The 15,831-nt window shown below is 70.6% G+C and carries 14 protein-coding genes and 1 pseudogene; 4 read left to right on the forward strand and 11 right to left on the reverse strand.

From position 1 onward, the window contains the following. Positions 1-219: 219 nt before the first annotated feature. A pseudogene (locus ABT130_RS02005) lies at positions 220-387 on the forward strand (DUF6879 family protein); the annotation flags it as partial. A 168-nt stretch (positions 388-555) separates the two neighbouring features. On the opposite strand, the gene ABT130_RS02010 reads toward ABT130_RS02005, so the two are convergent. The 4 genes from ABT130_RS02010 to ABT130_RS02025 form a co-directional block, all read right to left on the reverse strand. Then, a complete protein-coding gene (locus ABT130_RS02010) occupies positions 556-969 on the reverse strand; it encodes an SRPBCC family protein (RefSeq protein WP_350952028.1) in 414 nt (137 codons plus the stop codon). Positions 970-1,128: 159 nt separating this feature from the next. Then, the gene (locus ABT130_RS02015) at positions 1,129-1,263 is read right to left on the reverse strand and encodes a hypothetical protein (RefSeq protein ID WP_350952030.1); all 135 of its coding nucleotides are present in this window, start codon (positions 1,261-1,263) and stop codon (positions 1,129-1,131) included. Beyond that, complete coding sequence (locus ABT130_RS02020; RefSeq protein ID WP_350952032.1) at positions 1,260-1,817, reverse strand: MarR family winged helix-turn-helix transcriptional regulator; 558 nt, start codon at positions 1,815-1,817, stop codon at positions 1,260-1,262. The genes ABT130_RS02015 and ABT130_RS02020 overlap by 4 nt, the downstream gene beginning before the upstream one ends. 102 nt (positions 1,818-1,919) lie before the next feature. Further along, positions 1,920-4,031, reverse strand: a complete 2,112-nt coding sequence (locus ABT130_RS02025; protein ID WP_350952034.1) for an N-6 DNA methylase — start codon at positions 4,029-4,031, stop codon at positions 1,920-1,922. Between the two features lie 254 nt (positions 4,032-4,285). Here ABT130_RS02025 and ABT130_RS02030 point away from each other — a divergent pair, with 254 nt between their 5' ends. After that, positions 4,286-4,798 carry an NYN domain-containing protein gene (locus ABT130_RS02030; RefSeq protein ID WP_350952036.1) on the forward strand — a complete coding sequence of 171 codons (513 nt, stop codon included), beginning with the start codon at positions 4,286-4,288 and terminating at the stop codon, positions 4,796-4,798. Positions 4,799-4,813: 15 nt separating this feature from the next. Here the strand turns inward: ABT130_RS02030 and ABT130_RS02035 are convergent, their stop codons facing one another. Beyond that, complete coding sequence (locus ABT130_RS02035) at positions 4,814-6,430, reverse strand: pyridoxal phosphate-dependent decarboxylase family protein (protein ID WP_350952037.1); 1,617 nt, start codon at positions 6,428-6,430, stop codon at positions 4,814-4,816. Between the two features lie 61 nt (positions 6,431-6,491). On the opposite strand from ABT130_RS02035, the gene ABT130_RS02040 reads away from it, so the two are divergent. After that, positions 6,492-7,835: an aminotransferase-like domain-containing protein gene (locus ABT130_RS02040; RefSeq protein WP_350952039.1), complete on the forward strand. Its 1,344-nt coding sequence runs from the start codon at positions 6,492-6,494 to the stop codon at positions 7,833-7,835. Between the two features lie 409 nt (positions 7,836-8,244). On the opposite strand, the gene ABT130_RS02045 is transcribed toward ABT130_RS02040, so the two are convergent. Both ABT130_RS02045 and ABT130_RS02050 read right to left on the reverse strand, forming a co-directional pair. Beyond that, on the reverse strand, positions 8,245-9,234 hold the full coding sequence (locus ABT130_RS02045) for a TIGR04500 family putative peptide maturation system protein (RefSeq protein ID WP_350952040.1): 990 nt from the start codon (positions 9,232-9,234) through the stop codon (positions 8,245-8,247). Positions 9,235-9,594: 360 nt separating this feature from the next. Next, a complete protein-coding gene (locus tag ABT130_RS02050; protein WP_350952041.1) occupies positions 9,595-9,720 on the reverse strand; it encodes a hypothetical protein in 126 nt (41 codons plus the stop codon). 350 nt (positions 9,721-10,070) lie between these two features. On the opposite strand from ABT130_RS02050, the gene ABT130_RS02055 reads away from it, so the two are divergent. Next, positions 10,071-11,309 carry a hypothetical protein gene (locus tag ABT130_RS02055; protein WP_350923499.1) on the forward strand — a complete coding sequence of 413 codons (1,239 nt, stop codon included), beginning with the start codon at positions 10,071-10,073 and terminating at the stop codon, positions 11,307-11,309. A 112-nt stretch (positions 11,310-11,421) separates the two neighbouring features. Here the strand turns inward: ABT130_RS02055 and ABT130_RS02060 are convergent, their stop codons facing one another. The 4 genes from ABT130_RS02060 to ABT130_RS02075 are packed head-to-tail and all read right to left on the reverse strand — an operon-like array spanning position 11,422 to position 15,576. Continuing rightward, the gene (locus ABT130_RS02060; RefSeq protein WP_350952043.1) at positions 11,422-12,423 is read right to left on the reverse strand and encodes a LacI family DNA-binding transcriptional regulator; all 1,002 of its coding nucleotides are present in this window, start codon (positions 12,421-12,423) and stop codon (positions 11,422-11,424) included. 47 nt (positions 12,424-12,470) lie between these two features. Then, entirely contained in the window at positions 12,471-13,352 is an 882-nt protein-coding gene (locus ABT130_RS02065) for a carbohydrate ABC transporter permease (protein ID WP_350952045.1), read from the reverse strand. Continuing rightward, complete coding sequence (locus tag ABT130_RS02070) at positions 13,352-14,269, reverse strand: carbohydrate ABC transporter permease (RefSeq protein ID WP_350952046.1); 918 nt, start codon at positions 14,267-14,269, stop codon at positions 13,352-13,354. Before ABT130_RS02070 ends, ABT130_RS02065 begins: the two co-directional genes overlap by 1 nt. After that, positions 14,266-15,576, reverse strand: a complete 1,311-nt coding sequence (locus ABT130_RS02075) for an ABC transporter substrate-binding protein (RefSeq protein WP_350952048.1) — start codon at positions 15,574-15,576, stop codon at positions 14,266-14,268. The genes ABT130_RS02070 and ABT130_RS02075 overlap by 4 nt, the downstream gene beginning before the upstream one ends. Positions 15,577-15,831 lie beyond the last annotated feature (255 nt).

Consider the following 15,831-nt stretch of genomic DNA (forward strand, 5'->3'; position numbering starts at 1 on the left):
GCCAGTCCCGACCTTGCCATTTCAAGACGGATTTTTTGCGAATCCATCATTGACACTCCCAGCGGCGAGCCCGCGAGTCGGATCAGACGTCTCATGGAAGCGCAGCGTTTGCCTCCTTAAGCGCCCAAGAGATGGTGAATCACCCGATCCATTCGGTAGCCTGCGCGCCCGACTTGTGCTCTTTGCAGGCGGCTTCCCGATGAGGAGAAATTCGACTTCTTATTGTTCGACTGGCACGCGGCATTGATCCATGATTATGGTGAGATCGGCCTCCAATCCGGTGGATGGATGACGCACGATCCCGTCGTCATCTCCGCACTGGAGAAGAAGGCGATCGGGCTTCGGGCGAGGGCGGTCCCGTTCGAGGATTTTCTTGCGGGCGTATGAAATCTCGCCTCACTGGCCATCCTGTTGGTCTTCGCTGAGAGCGAGGTCGATGTCGGTCTCCACCCCGTGCTCGTCGGTATCTCCAGCATCCGGTAGTCAAGGTGCCCACACATCGGAGGGAAGGCCCTGGCGAACCTTCCCCTTCCAGGGGCCACCTGAGTCTGCGGCTCAGCTGGGTGCTGCGGCCTCGATCGCCTGCTTCATCTCCACTGCGCCGTGTTCCATGCGAATGCGGATCTCGGCGGCCTGCCCGTGTGGCAGCACGTTGGTAGTCCAGATCAGCCGGCCCGCTCCGGCACTCTCCGGGCGAACTTCAAACGAGGCGTGGTGGTGTTCGAGCGGGGGCCTGGCGCCTTCGACAACGGAATAGGCCAGGCGGCGGGAATCATCATCGATCGCGACAATCAGCTCGCGGATGACGTGTCCATCGGGAAAGGTCAGGAACCGCTGGTCGCCCTCCAGCCGGGTGTCGATGACACGGCCCGGCAGCAGGCGCTCGTGCACGGCTCCGACGTCGCGCAGCACATCCCAGATGTGCTCAGGGGGCGCGTCGATGACGATCTCGTGGCGGATGGAGGCCATGACGTCGAAAGCTCCTCTTGGGATGGGATAGGTCCCTGGCCGGCAGGCAAGGAAGGCGACCCATGGCTGGCATCTTCTTCGGCTGCCCTGGGCACCACGCCCGGCGCAGGACAGAACAGCCGTATCCGTCCTGTGACGGCTGCGAACCTGTACTCGCGTTCAGCTCTGTACGGCCCACGGCACACCGACACCAACCACCCGCGATGCGGCCGCCGCGGACACCTCGCCGCGGAAGCGGGCCTCGTGATAGCCGCGCACGGTGCGACGGGTCTGTTCCTGAGCTGTCGTGGTCATGGCTGCTGTCCGATCTGGCGCAGGTGATCGGCGAGGCGATGCTGGTTGGCGGCCAGCCGCAGGCACAGGTCGCGCAGCACGACCAGTTCTTCGGGAGCGAACCCGTTGAACATCGCCCGCATGGCAAGCTGCGACGGCCTGCGGAACGCCTCCATCCACGCCCGCCCGGCAGGTGTGATCTCGGCCAGAACCGAACGTCGATCCTTCGGGTCGGGGACCCGGCGGGCCAGCCCGTCGTGCTCCAGAGTGTCGACCAAGCCGGTGACATTGCGGGAGCTGACCCCGGCGGCCCGGGCCAGCTCGCCGATGCTGATGCCGTGCTCGCTGCTGTTGAGGCGGATCAGCAGGTCGAGCGCGCCCGCGCTGACCCCCCGTCCCTGGGAGCCGTGGGCGCGCATGCGCTCGACGGCGTGGTTGGCGGTGCGGACGGCGGCGCCCGCCTCGAAGGTGAGCAGGTCTCCGTCGTCATCGGTGAACTGGGTCATCGCGGCCCTGACCCGAGGGTCGTAGAGGAAGCCGTCAGGGTCGCTCTCGTAGATTGTTACGTCCTTCATTATGAAGGAGGATAATAGTACGTGCTTCCAGTCTTTGCTATCCGTTGCCTGCCGCCCCCTCTCGTGTAGATCGACAAGGGCCGCCACCGTGCCTTGCTCAGGTCAAGATTTTTCCTTCATGTCGTTCTGGGAGTTCTCGTCGGTGGACGGCCGGACGGCGCCGTGGGTCAGGCCGTCGGATATCAGCTGGAGCAGATCCTCGCCGAGGGCGGCGGCCCGGCGCAGCGAAGCCTCGAATTCCGCCAGCTTCCGGAACGCCTCGCCGTACCCGCGCTGCTCCTCGATCGGCAGCAGCGGGAGTTCCGCGCGGCGTACGTCCACCTGGGCGCGGCTGCCCACGGTGGTGTAGTTGCGCAGGTTGACCGAGCCGCTCAGGAAGCCCGCCACGAAATGGGGGTCGAGCAGGGCCGGGTCGGGGCGGAGCAGGGAGAGGCGGAGGCCGAGGAGGGGGCCGCCCTCCCCGGCGACCCGCGCCACCGGACGCCGCGCGACGCCCGGCACCAGCACGTCACCGGGCCGCACGATGATCTCGTGCTGCACGGCGATGTCCGGCGTGGTCGCGGTCGGCGGGGTGCCGTCGACGACGTCCTCGGCGGTGAGGACGGTCAGCCCGTCCGCGACCTCGGACGGCTCGCCGGGTCTGGCCGGGCTCTGGTGGTGGATCGTCAGCATGCCGCGCCGCAGGAGTTCGGCGAGCGGGACCATCGGGAGGTCCTTCGGTCCCCGGGCCGACTCGACGGTCGGCACCAGCTCCGCGGCGAGGCGGAGGAGGTCGGCCACCCGGTTCCGCTGCCCGGTGACGCGCTCGGGCGACAGGTCCGCAGGCGGCGGCGCGAGGTATCGGGCGGGGGTGAGGTCGACGTCGTCGTCGAGCAGTTCGACGACGGGGACGGCCCGGCTCACGCCCGGTTCATCGATGTCCGCACCGGCCTCGAAGCGTTCCCAGGCATCCGCGGCGACCCGCGCGAAGTCCTCCGGCCGGTCGGAGGTGTCGACCATCAGGACATGGCCGGGCGTACGGGAGTCCGCCGGTCTGCGCAGCACCCACAGGGCCAGGGCGACCGCCATGTTGGGGATGCTGCCGAGCGGGAGTGTGATCACCGCGCTGAGTGCTCCCCGGCGGATCAGCTGGGCGCGGATGCGGCGGCCGGATCTGCGGCCGGCGACGGCGGGCGGCATGAGCATGACGGCGGTGCCGCCGGGTTTCAGATGGCAGAGGGCGTGCTGGATCCAGGCGAGTTCCGACTCCATCCGGGGTGGTAGACCGTACTCCCAGCGGGGGTCGGCGGTCAGCTCCTCGTATCCCCAGGCGCGGTCGTTGAACGGCGGGTTGCACACGACCGCGTCCACCAGCGTGCCGGGGAACGCGTCCTGGCGGAGTGAGTCGCCATGCGAGACGCGTACGGTGGCGGCGTGCAGCGCGAGATGCGCGGCGGTCAGCCGGGCGGTCGCCGCGTCGGCGTCCTGGCCGAGGAGCAGGTGTACACCGCGGTCGCGCAGTGCCTTCAGCAGCGCTCCCGAGCCGCAGGCCGGGTCGAGGATGACCTCGGGGGAGGGGCCGCAGAGCTGCGCCATGAGCCGGGCGACCGGCTCGGGGGTGGCGTACATCCGCTTGGTGTGCAGTTCGAAGTAGCGCTCGCGCAGGAAGGCGAAGGTCCCCTTCGTGCCGTTCTCGACGGCGAGGGCGGCCACCCGGCGCAGCAGCGGCAGCCGGTCCCGGATGAGGCATTCCGGCGGCAACGGGCTCCGCATCGGCCCGGCGCACGCTTCTCGGACGCGGTCGGGAAGTACGGCGGCCACGGCCGCGTCGGCGGCGGCGGAGAGGGCCGTCCAGTCGCCGCCCTCCCGGTCCAGGTAGACCAGGAAGGCGCCGAGGTCGGCGATCAGGTCGGCGAGATCCTCCTCCGGCACGCCCGCGCGCAGGTCCTGCCAGAGCCACTCGCGCGCCGGGAGCACCCTGCCCTCGCTGTGGCCGAGCAGCCACTCCTTGATCTCGCCGAGGGAGAAGGCGGGGCTGGTCGCGGTGCCGCCGACGGGCTGGGGGAAGTCGTCGTGCCGGCGGCGCCAGTTGCTCACCGCGGCCCGGCCCACATCACCCAGCCGGGCGATGTCCGCCGCGGTCACCTGGACGTCCCTGTCCACCTGGTCCTCCGTGTCGGTCGCGGTCGCCCGGACGTCCTTGTCCACCGGCTCCCCATTATCCGCCGTGGTCACCTGGACGTCCTTGTCCGTCCGGTCCTCCGGTCGGCCGGACGTCCCGGTTCATCGGCTCCTTCATATCGGTCTCGGTCTGCCCGGTCGTCCCGTTCATCGGTTCTTCGGGCTCGGTGTCCGTGTCGATTGGAACGTACCTGAGTGTGTCACCTCCATGCAGCGTCCTCAAAGATATTGGTCGATTCCATCAACACGTGTTTTACTGAACTTTATTGGACACTAAAAATCATCATCATGGAAGGAACCGATGACCCGTGATCACCCCCACCACGCGCATCGACCGGTTCCAGGCCCCCACGTCACGCGGCAGACGGCGCCTTCGCTCAGGGCGGGCCATGCACCTGCTGGACATCGAGAACCTGACAGGGGCCAGTCGCCCCACCACCCCTGAGGTCGCCGAGGTCATGGTCCTCTACCGGCGTATCGTCCCGATCGGCCCGATGGACCAGTTCGTCGTCGCGGTCAACCACGGCGCGCTCGTCGCGGTCGGGATCGCCTTCCACGGTGTGCAGTTGCTGGCCCGTTCCGGCCCCGACGGCGCGGACCAGGCCCTGGCCGAGGCCGCCCGGGGCGACCGGATGGACCAGCGGTTCGACCGGGTCGTGATCGGCTCGGGCGACGGCTACTTCGCCGACCTGGCCTGCTGGCTCGCCGAGTGCGGTGTGCACGTCACCGTCGTCTCCCAGCGTGAGTCACTCAGCCGCCGCCTGCGCGCCGAGGTGTCCGCCGTCATCACGCTGGAACCGCCGGCGGCACAGGTGGCCTGACCTTCGGGAACGTTGTCACGACCGGGGCGCGGCCGATTCCAGGATCTTCGCGATTCTGCCGACGTCGGCCTCGGTGGTGCGCCAGTTGCTGAACGCGGCACGCAACGCGGGCACCCCGGCGTAGACCGTCGGGGTGAGGAAGGCCTCGCCGGACTCGGTGATCGAGTCGACCACCTCCCCGATCCGTTCGGGGGAGGGGGCGGAGGCGAGGGTGAAGCAGACCACGTTGAGCCGTACCGGGGCGAGCAGCCGGTAGGCGGCCATCGAGGCGATCCGCTCGCCGAGCCCGGCGGCGAGGGCGATGTCGCGGCGGACGATCTCCGCGTGCCCCTCGCGCCCGTAGGCGGCCAGCGTGAACCAGGCCGGTAGCGCACGCAGGCGCCGTGAGTTCTGCGGGGTCAGGTGCGCGAAGTCGGGCTCCTCGCTCAGCGGGGTGAGATAGGCGGCCGAGTTCGAAAAGACGCGGGCCTGCAGGTCGCGGCGGCGGGTGAACTGGATCGCGCTGTCGTAGGGCACGTTCAGCCACTTGTGCAGGTCCGCGCAGACCGAGTCGGCCTCGCCGAGGCCCGCGACGAGGTGGGCGTGCTCGGGGGAGAGCGCGGCGAAGGCGCCGAAGGCGGCGTCCACGTGCAGCCAGAAGGGGTGACGCTCGCGCAGGGCGGCGATGGCGCGCAGGTCGTCGAAGTCGACGGTGTTCACCGTGCCGGCATTGGCGACCACGATCGCCGGTGCGCCGTCCAGCCGGTCGAGTTCCTCGGCGAGCAGGGCCACGTCCACCGCCTCCCGCCCCGGCAGGACGCCGACGTGCCGGATCGCCGACCGTCCCAGCCCGAGCATGGACAGCGACTTGACGATGCTGGAGTGCGGGCTCGCCGACAGCACCGTCACCGGCCCGAGCGCGGCCGCGCCCGCCTCGGCCACCGAAACGCCGCGCAGTTCGCCCAGCCACTCCCTGGCGATCGCCAGGCCCGCGAAGTTGGACATGGTCGCGCCGCTGACGAACGTCCCCTCGTGCTCCGGCGGCAGGCCGAAGAGGTCGCGCAGCCAGGCGACCGTCTCCCGTTCGAGGTCCGGGGCGAGGGAGTCCAGGCCGGAGGTGGGGTTCTGGTCGAGGGTGCCGGTCAGCCAGTCGCCCGCCAGCGCGGCGGGTGTCGCGCCACCCGTGACGAAGCCCAGGTAGCGGGGGCCCGCGCTGGCCGCGAAGCCCGGTTCCCAGCGCCGCGCGAACAGCTCCATCGCCCCCTCCAGGCCGATCCCCGTCTCCGGCAGGGACTCGGGCGCCGGTCGCACCGGCGTCCGCGCCGCCGGGCGGTCGTCGAGCCCGGCGAGGAGACGCACGGCGTACGCGCGGGTGGCCTCCATCAGTTCGGGTACGCGGGCGCGATCGGCTCCCAGGGGTCCGCGGATGTGATCGGTCTCCGGCACCCCGGACAGGTGGTCGCCCCCGCCGCCGGACGGTCCGGGCTCCTGGTCGCCGTCGGCGCTCGATGGTCCGTGCCGATACTCTCCGCCGCTGTGTGACGGTTCGGGCTGCTGGTCGCCGTTGGTGTTCGTTGGTCCGGGCCGGGGGCCGCCGCCGAGGTGCGGAGGGCCGGGAATGGGAGCGGTGCCCGCGTCGGGTCTGGTGTTCATGCTTCGACGCTAGGAAGCGGAGCATGTTCGCGTCGTGGTCCAATTACGGCAAACTGGACCAGTGCTCAAGGACGTTCTGGCAGGATGGCGGCGATTCGGCGGCCCCCTCGCGGGTGCGCTGGCCACCGCGCTGCGCGAGGCGGTGCTCGACGGGCGCGTACGCGTCGGGGACCGGCTGCCCTCGGAGCGGCGCCTGGCCGGTGAGCTCGGAGTGAGCCGGGGAACGGTCGTCGCCGCCCTGTCCCGGCTGCGCGAGGAGGGCTGGCTCGTCACCGAGCACGGCAGCGGCAGCAGGGTGCGGTTGCCGCGGAACCTCGGTGAGCGCTACGCGCCCCTGTCGGTGGACGGCCGGGGCTCGCTCCTCGATCTGCGGCGCGCCGTCCCCGCCGCCCCGCGCGCGATCGTCACCGACGCCGTCACCCGCGCGCTCGGCAGGTCGGCGGGGCTGCTGCTGGAGAGCGGCGAGCCCGGACCCGGCCTGCCCGAGCTGCGCGAGCTGATCGCCCGGCGTCACACCGGAGAGGGATCGGCCACCCGCCCCGAACAGATCCTGGTCACCTCGGGAGCCCGTGCCGCGCTGGCGCTGCTCGTCACCCATCTCGGCCCGCGCAGAATCGTGGTGGAGAACCCCACCTTCTTCGACACCCTCGCCACGCTCAGGCGCTTCGGCATCCGTACCGTCCCCGCGCGGGTCACCGCGGCGGGATGGGACGGCGACCAGCTCGCCACCGCGTTCCGCGAGGCCGCGGGGGGAGCCGCCCTGCTGACCCCCGACTTCCAGAACCCGACCGGGGTGCTGATGGGTTCCGAGGACCGCCGGAAGGTCGCGGAGCTGGCGGCCAGGTACGGGGTGACCGTGATCGTGGACGAGACCGTGCGCGACCTGGACCTGCGCGACCATCCGGTGCCCGAGCCCCGGATCGACCGGGCCGTCACGATCGGTTCCCTGAGCAAGACCGTGTGGGGAGGGTTGCGGGTGGGATGGATCCGGGGTCCGGCCGCGCTGATCCGTGAACTCCTCCTCGACCCGATCAGCGGTCTGTACGCCCCGCCGCCCATGGAGCAGCTCGTGGCCTGCGAGGTCTTACCCCTCATGGGCCGCCTGCTGGACCAGCGCAGGAGCGAGCTGCGGCGCCAGCGCGACCATCTGGCCGGAAGCCTGGACGGGGACGACGCCTGGAGCTTCTTCCTCCCGCAGGGCGGCCTGGCGCTCTGGCTGCGCCTGAACGGTGTGTCCGGTGAGGCACTCGCGGGGAAGGCGGCCGAGGCAGGGCTCAACCTGCTCCCGGGGCCGGTGTTCTCACCTGACGGCACCCGGGCCGACCGGCTGCGGGTGCCGTACACCGCCCCGATCGAGACCCTCGACCGGGTCGTCGAGCAGCTCAGGCGAGCCCACCGGTCCTGAAAGGCGGGTGTCGACGCCCGGTGCCTGCGGCGTGGTTCGGCTCCGGGATCGTCCTGCCGGCCGGTGGCGGGGGCCGGTGTCTTCAGCTCGGCGCCCCGGCCAACCGGCGGCCGGTGCCTTCAGCGCGGCGGCCCGGCTAACGAGTTCCAACAGGCGTGGTGGGGGCGCAGGCGGTTTCACATGGTTGTCCGTCCTCGACTCGCAGGATGGGTGCGCCGGCGAGATGCCGTAGCGCGCTCCTCAGCGCCGCCCGTACCGGGGCGTCGAGATCGGCCGGCAGCCGGTCCTCGATCCCACAGGCCCACCGGCGTGCTGTTGCGGATCATCAGCGGCCTGCTCTCCCGCCGGGACGCGACCTGGTGGCGGCGGAGCGACTCCTCGCGGAAGACCTTGTTGGGAACCCTGCCGGTCACGACCAGTGCCACTCGATCGAGGCCGTGGCGCGGCGCTCGGCCAGCCATTCGGTGAACGCCACCCGCCCGGCCGCGGCCAGGGTCCGCTCGTCCGCCGACGAGGCCGCACGCCCCAGGATGACCCCGGCGAGGAAGGCGGTGCCATGGGCCGTCGGCCCGACGACGTCTCCGGGCGCGCCCTCCTGCAACGGTTCGGGCAGCTCGAAGGCGAAACGTTCGGCGATCGTGGTCTCCACCTCGCCGGCAGGACCCGCGAGCGCGGGGAGGAGGCCCTCCGGTGAGTCACCGCCGAGGTCCGCGAGGACCTGCTCCGGCCCGATGCTCCAGAGCGCACGCACCCGGTCGAAGCGCTCGGCGTGCGCGGCCAGGTAGGCCGGGCCGAGCTCGGCCTCCCTGCGGCGGCGGAAGCTCCGGCGCCTGGCGATATCGCCGATGTAGGCGTCGAACTGCTGGAGGGTCATCCCCATCTCGGCCGGCCAGGCCGGCGTCGTCGCGCGGTCGTGCAGGCCCCGCTCCCGGCGGAACTCCTCGGAGGCGGCCTGCAGGTCCTCGTCGCTGACCGGCGTGTCGTCGTGCTGGATCTCGTTCAGGATCAGGCACTGGTCGACGATCTCGTCGTGCGGCGTCGCGTCGCGGCATGACAGTGAACGGATCATGGTGAGCGCCTGGGCGACCGACAGGTGTATCTCGTCCACGCTGACCAGCCGGCCCGCCCAGTGCGTGGAGTGGTCGATCAGCCAGGGGATGCCGTCGCCGGCCCGCGCGGTGAGCGCGATCGTCCCGCCTTCCGGGTCCTGGAGCAGCAGGTCGAAGTCGACCACAGAGGTGCCGGGACGCTCGTCGACGACGAGTTCCGCCTTCAGCTCGGGGTGGTCGGCCGCCCATGCGGCGGCCGTCTGACGGGCCTGCTGCACCTGTGCGTGGCCGCGAGGCAGGCCGCGCAGCAGCCGCACCCCGGAGGCGAGCGTCGTTCCGAGGTCAATCATCGAATACCTCCAGCGTGGAGATCCCGAGCCTTGGCTCCGGGAAATCAGGCTCGTCTCGTCATGAAGGCGCGGCGGAACGGGAATCCCGCTCCGCCGCGCCAGATCGATCAATATCCCGTCCGGCTGGCACGGGCCGGGAGAGCGGCGTGTGCCGCGCCTTCCCCCCTCCCGGCCCGGCCGGTTCGGCGCCCTTCCGAAAGGAAGGGCGCCGGGCCGCTTGTCAGCCGATGTACCACCGGCGGGTCCGGCACCCCGGAAGAGGTTTCTCTCCCGGGCGCCCGACGTACCTTTCGGCACCCTCGGCCGGTGGAGCACCGCCCCGGGCGGGGTCTGATCCCACCCGGGGCGGTGAGCCGATCGTCAGCTGACCCACCACTCGCCGGCCTGGCCCTTGCTGTTGTGCCAGGACACGGTCATCCGGCCGCCGGCGACCTCGTCCAGCTCGGCACCCTCGAACGGGGTGTCGTCAATATTGATCCTGGACATGCTCGGTCCCCTCCGTGGACCGGGTGCGGCGTGCGGCGCCCGGTGTTCTCCGTTACGTCGAGGACGCTAGGTACCGGCTCTTGTGGTCATCTGAAAAATAACTTGGTAACCACTAGCCGCGCTGGTCACGACGGCGAACCGGCCCGTGGCGGGCCGTGGTGGGGCGGTGCGGCGAGGGTGATGCCGGAGTGGGCCGGAGCCCCGAGGGCGGGTGATCCTTACTCGTCCCCACCACAACTGTGTTCTCTTCTGTCACTCGCGTGAGCGCCCGTTTGGCGAACAGCGCGCCGACATTCTGGAATGATCGCGTAGATATCCTGTCGGACATCGAGACTGACGGACAGTGACTGATGCCCCCCATCGATCAAATCACCACCTTCGCATCCGACCAGCCGGTGTTGACGAGCCTCATCGGCGTGTTCGCTCTCGTCCTCCTGGTCGCGGCCTACTTCGCGCTCCGCGCCATCCAGCGAATGGCGGTTCGCTTCTTCCATTCTCATGTCGCGCCCCGTCCGGTGGAGGACATCCTCACCATCGTCGCCGCCAGCATCGCGACGGGTGTCTCCGCCCAGGGCATGTGGCGCTTCTCCGGTGACGTGCTCGGCTTCGACGGTCCGCTGCGGCTGCTGCTCTTCGCCTTCATCGAGGTCGCCGTCATCACCAGCGCGGTGCGGGCCCGCCGCAACATGCGGGAGAACTTCTCGGCAGGCATCGACGGTATCGCCGTGTGGGCGCTCACCGGCCTGACCGCGGTGCTGTCCAGCATGGACGCCCGCAGCATGGCCGAGGCCATCTTCCGGCTCGCCGCGCCCCTGGTGGCGGCGTGGCTCTGGGAGCGCGGCATGGCGATCGAACGCCACCGGATCAGCGGGCGCTCGCGCATCAACTGGCGGCTCACCCCCGAGCGGGCGCTGGTCCGCATCGGGCTGGCCGAGGTCAGCGACCGTACGGCGAGTGAGGTCGACGCCCACCGCAGGCTGACCCGGGTCGCGCTGGCGGCCAAGCGCGCCCGCGCGCTCCGCGAGTCCGGGGCGTCCGACCGGAAGATGCGCGCGGCCCTCACCAAGCTGGACCGTGCCATGGACCGGGCGGTGGAGCACACCGGCCTGGCCGTCGACTCGGTACGCCAGGAGGCCCTGCTCTCCCAGATCGGCGCCCTCTACAACACCTCCGCGCTGATCGACCTGACCCCGCCGGTGCCGTGGGACCCGGAGCCTGAGCCGGTGCGTCCCGCGGTGGCCGCGGGGCGATCGGTCATCGACGATGACGATGACGAGGTCCAGGTGCTGGACGGCCCGCCGCCGGTCGTCGACACGGCACAGCGCGCGGCCCTGATGCGTGCCGCGCGGGAGTACTGGGACAAGCAGATCGAGCGGAAGTTCGTGCCCCGGGCGACGGACATCGCCCACGAGACCGGCGTCTCCCTGGCCACCGCCCGCGAGTACCGGGCGCTGTGGAAGCTGGAGCCCAAGGCTCACGCGTTGCTGGAGGCGGCCTTCCACGAGCACGGGATCATCGACACCGGCACCTTCCCCGCCATCGAGACCGAGCAGGTCCTGACCGTGAACGGCTCGTCCGCCGCTCGCTGACCTCGCGCGGAACGACGTACAGCACGACACACCGCACGACTCGCCACCGCCCTCCGTCCGCGTACCCCGGCCGGGGGGCGGTCCGCGTCGCGGGCCGCCCGCTCACATCGGCTCAGGCCGACTCGCGGACGATGAGGTCGGTGGGCAGTATCACCGGCTCCACCTGCTCGGCGCCGTCGATCAGGGCGAGCAGCAGGCGGACCGTCTCCTCGGCGACCCGTTCCAGGGGCTGGCGGATGGTGGTGAGCGGCGGATGGGTGGTGAGTGCCACCGCCGAGTCGTCGAAGCCGCCCACCGCGACGTCCTCGGGCACCCGCCGCCCGGCGGCGCGCAGCGCGGAGAGCGCGCCCGCGGCCATCAGGTCGGAGGCGACGAACACCGCGTCGATGTCGGGGGCACGTTCCAGCAGCCGGGCCATCGCGCTCTCCCCGCCCAGCTGGGTGTAGTCGCCGTGCTCGATGAGCCTCCTGCTCGCCTTCCTGCCGAGGATGTCGGCGAAGCCCTCCAGCCGCAACGCGCCGCCGGGGGTGTCGAGCGGGCCGGTGATGGTGGCGATCCGTCTGCGGCCCCGCTCGACCAGGTAGCGCGTCATCTGCCGGGCGCCCTCGCGGTCGTCCGCCGCCGCGTAGGGGATCACGTTCTCCCTGCCGATGACCGCCCCCTGGGCGACGGCGGCCACACCGATGTCCACCAGCGCGTCCACCAGCCTGTCGCCCGCGTGGGTGGAGACCAGGAAGACCCCGTCGGCGTGGCCGCCGCGCAGGTAACGGACCACCCGGTCGCGGTCGCCGTCGTTCCCGGCGATCATCATCACCAGCGATATGTCCCGCTCGGCGAGCCGCCGGGTGGCGGTGCGCAGCAGCACGCTGTAGTTGGGGTCCTCGAACAGTCGCTCCTGCGGCTCCGACAGGACCATCACCACCGAACCGGTCCGCTGGGTGACCAGGCTGCGGGCGGCCCGGTTGAGCACGTAGCCGGTCTCGGCGATGGCCCGCTTGACCGCGGCGTGCGCCGCGGGGCTGACGTACCGGTCGTCGTTGAGCACCCGGGAGACCGTTCCCCGGGAGACCCCCGCCACCGCCGCGACGTCATGGATGGTCGGACGCTTCGCCATGCTCCCATTTTCCCCTCGACCGGGCGAGGCCCGGTCGGGCCCGGCCACTAGCTTTTCACGGCCCCGCCGGCCAGGTCGGTCCGCCAGTAGCGCTGCATGGTGAGGAAGAGCGCGATCAGCGGGATGATCGACAGCAGGGTGCCGGTGAGGATCAGGTTGTACAGGGAGGGCTGGTTGGCGCCGGCCGCGAGCAGCGTGTAGAGGCCGACGGTCAGCGGGAACCTCTGGTCGTCGCCCAGCATGATGAACGGCAGCAGGAAGTTGTTCCAGATCGCGACGAACTGGAACAGGAAGATGGTCACCATGCCCGGGATCATGAGGGGCAGCGCCACCCGGCGCAGCAGCAGCCAGTGCCCGGCGCCGTCGATGCGCCCGGCCTCCAGCAGGGCGTCGGGGACGGCGGCGGTGGCGTAGATGCGCGCCAGATAGATGCTGTACGGGTGCAGGATCTGCGGGAGCAGGACCGACCAGTAGGTGTCGGCGAGCCCGATCCGGGAGAAGAGCAGGTACTGCGGGATGGCCAGCACCACGGCGGGCACCAGGATGCCGCCGATCAGCAGGTTGAAGATCAGGTTCCGGCCCCGGAAGCGGTACTTGGCCAGCGTGTAGCCGGAGACCACGGAGACGGCGGTGGAGAGCAGGGCGCCGCCGCCGGCGTACAGCAGCGTGTTGAGCATCCACAGCCAGAACACGCCGTCGCGGTAGGCGGCCAGGTCGGCGAGGTTGGCGAGCAGCCCGGTGCCGGGGGCGAAGGTCGAGGTGGAGAAGAGCTCCGCCTTCGACTTGGTGGCGGCCACCAGCACCCAGCTGACCGGCAGCAGGCAGTAGAGCGCGCCCAGCAGCAGGATCGCGGTCGGTGCGATCCCGTACGGGCGGCGTCGCGTGGCCGCCCTCCGGCGTCCCCTCGCGGTGAGGGTCGTGGTGGCCATCAGCTCTCCCCGAAGGCGCGGTCGCGGACGACGCGCAGGAAACCAAAGGACAGGACGAGGGAGATCGCCGCGATGACGATCGAGGTGGCGGCGGCCGAGTAGAGGTCGCCGGTGACGAAGGCGTCGCGGTAGACCTTCATGAGCGGGCTCCAGGTCGAGCTGATCGTGTTGGTCAGCGGCCGCAGCGTGGTCGGCTCGGTGAACACCTGGATCGTGGCGATGATGGAGAACACGGTGGTCAGAATGATCGCGGGCAGCAGGATCGGGATCTTGATCCGCAGCGCTATCTGGATCTCGCTCGCCCCGTCGATCCTGGCGGCCTCGTAGTAGGTCCTGGGCACGGCGCGCAGGGCGGTGTAGAGCACCAGCATGTTGAAGCCGACGCCGCCCCAGACCGCGATGTTCGCCATGGAGAGGACCACGGTGCCCGAGCCGAGCAGGTCGACGTCGAGCACCTGGCGGATCGGGCTGAGGGTCGGCAGGTAGAGGAAGCCCCACAGCAGGGTGGCGGCCACCCCGGGCACCGCGTACGGCAGGAAGACGGCGACCCTGGAGAAGCGCGCGAGCCGCACGTGCGCCGAGTCCAGCAGCAGCGCGAAGAGCAGGGCGAGCCCGAGCATGACGACGAGCACCAGCAGGCCGTAGCCGAGGACGCGCAGCCAGCCGGCCCACAACTCGCCGTCGGCGAGCGTCGCGGTGTAGTTGTCGAGGCCGGCGAAGACCTCGCGGCGCGAGCCCTTGCCCAGGCCGAGCCCGGAGACCTTGGTGCGCCGCAGGCTGAGGTAGGCCGTGTAGCCGATGGGGACGGCCATGAAGAGCGTGAACAGCGCCATGGCCGGTGCGAGGAAGAGGTAGGGGACGGCGCTCGCGGTGCGGGCGCCGCCGGGACGTCGGGTCATCGGGGTCGTCGGGGTCATTGGGCGAGCTGGAATCCGGACTTCTGCATGTCGGCGACCGTCGCCTCCTGCATCCTGCCGATGGCGTCGGAGAACGCGGACTTGTCCTGTACGGCCTTGTCGAAGGCGTCCTTGAAGGCGTTGTACGTCACGTTGACGTTCGGCCCGAAGGTGAAGCCCCGCGCGGTGGCGGAGATCGCGGCGGCCTGCTGCCAGAAGTCGGGCTGGTTGGAGAAGTAGTCGGGGGCCTCGCCGAGCATGGTGCCGCCCTTGGCGGCGGCCGGGTAGACCGCGCCCTCCTTGACGAGCAGGCCGAGCGCCTCGGGGTCGGTGTTGAGCCAGGTCGCGAACTTCGCGGCGGCGGCCCGGTTGGGGGATTTGGCGGCGACCGCGGTGGAGGAGCCGCCCCAGAAGCCGCTGGCGTTCTCGCCGGTGTTCCACTGCGGCAGCGGGGCGATCGCCCACCTGCCCTTGGCCTTGGGGGCGTTGCTGGACAGCACACCCGGCGCCCAGACGGCCGAGGGCCAGGTCAGCAGCTTGCCGTCGTTGAGCGCCTTGTTCCACTCGGGGGTGAAGTACGGCTGGTCGTCGATGGCGCCCTCGGCGACGAGGCCGCCCCAGTAGTCGGCGACCTTCCTGGTGGCGTCGTCGTTGACCGCGACCTTCCAGGACTCGCCGCTGATCGACCACCACTGGGCGCCGGCCTGCTGGGCGAGGCCGACGAAGGCGCCGGGGTCCTTGCTGGAGAAGGTGCCCAGGAAGACCTTGGGGTCCTTCTTGCGTACGGTGCGGGCGGCCTCGGCGTACTCGTCCCATGTCTTGGGGACCTCGATGCCGTACTTGTCGAACAGGTCCTGGCGGTAGTAGAGCATCATCGGGCCGCTGTCCTGGGGAAGCGCGTAGACGGCGTCGGTGCCGAGCGTGACCAGCCACCAGATGCCCTCGCCGAACTCGCCCTTCGCCTGCGCCACCTCGCCGGAGAGGTCGGCCACCGCGTCGGCGGCGACGAAGGAGGGCAGCATCTGGTACTCGGCCTGGACCAGGTCAGGGGGGTTTCCCGCCTTGGCCGCGGTCAGGAACTTGGCGGCCGCGTCGTCGCCGCCGGCCTGCTTGCTGACCGTGACCTGGATGTCGGGGTTGGCGCTGTTCCAGGCCGCCGCGATCTTGTCCATGTTGGGAACCCATGTCCAGTAGGTGAGCTTGACCGGCCCTGCGGGGGCCGAGCTCTGCGCGACCGGGGCGGCCGGCTCCTGGGCGGCGCCGGAACATCCGGCGGCCAGGGTGGCGGCGAGAGCCGCGGCCGCCACTGCGAGCCGGTTTCTCTGCATGCGTTCCTCCGTGTCAGGGATGCCGTGTCGGGGGGGTGCTGTATCGGGGGCTGTGCCGGGGGTGCTGTATCGCGGGGTGTCGCGCCGGGGCTCGGGGGCCTGCCATGCGGACATATCTGTGAACGTTCACAGACTGAAATCCGAGGTGTCGCCCTGTCAATGCTCGTTACGCTCTTGTTAATCGCCTGTCCGTGCCGGTGTTCCTGCGGCGACTCTTCCCTGGGTGTCGGGTTTCGATTACTGTGCACGTTCACA

Origin of the sequence: Streptosporangium sp. NPDC001681, from assembly GCF_040298085.1 — a bacterium.
In the GTDB taxonomy this organism is placed as follows: domain Bacteria; phylum Actinomycetota; class Actinomycetes; order Streptosporangiales; family Streptosporangiaceae; genus Streptosporangium.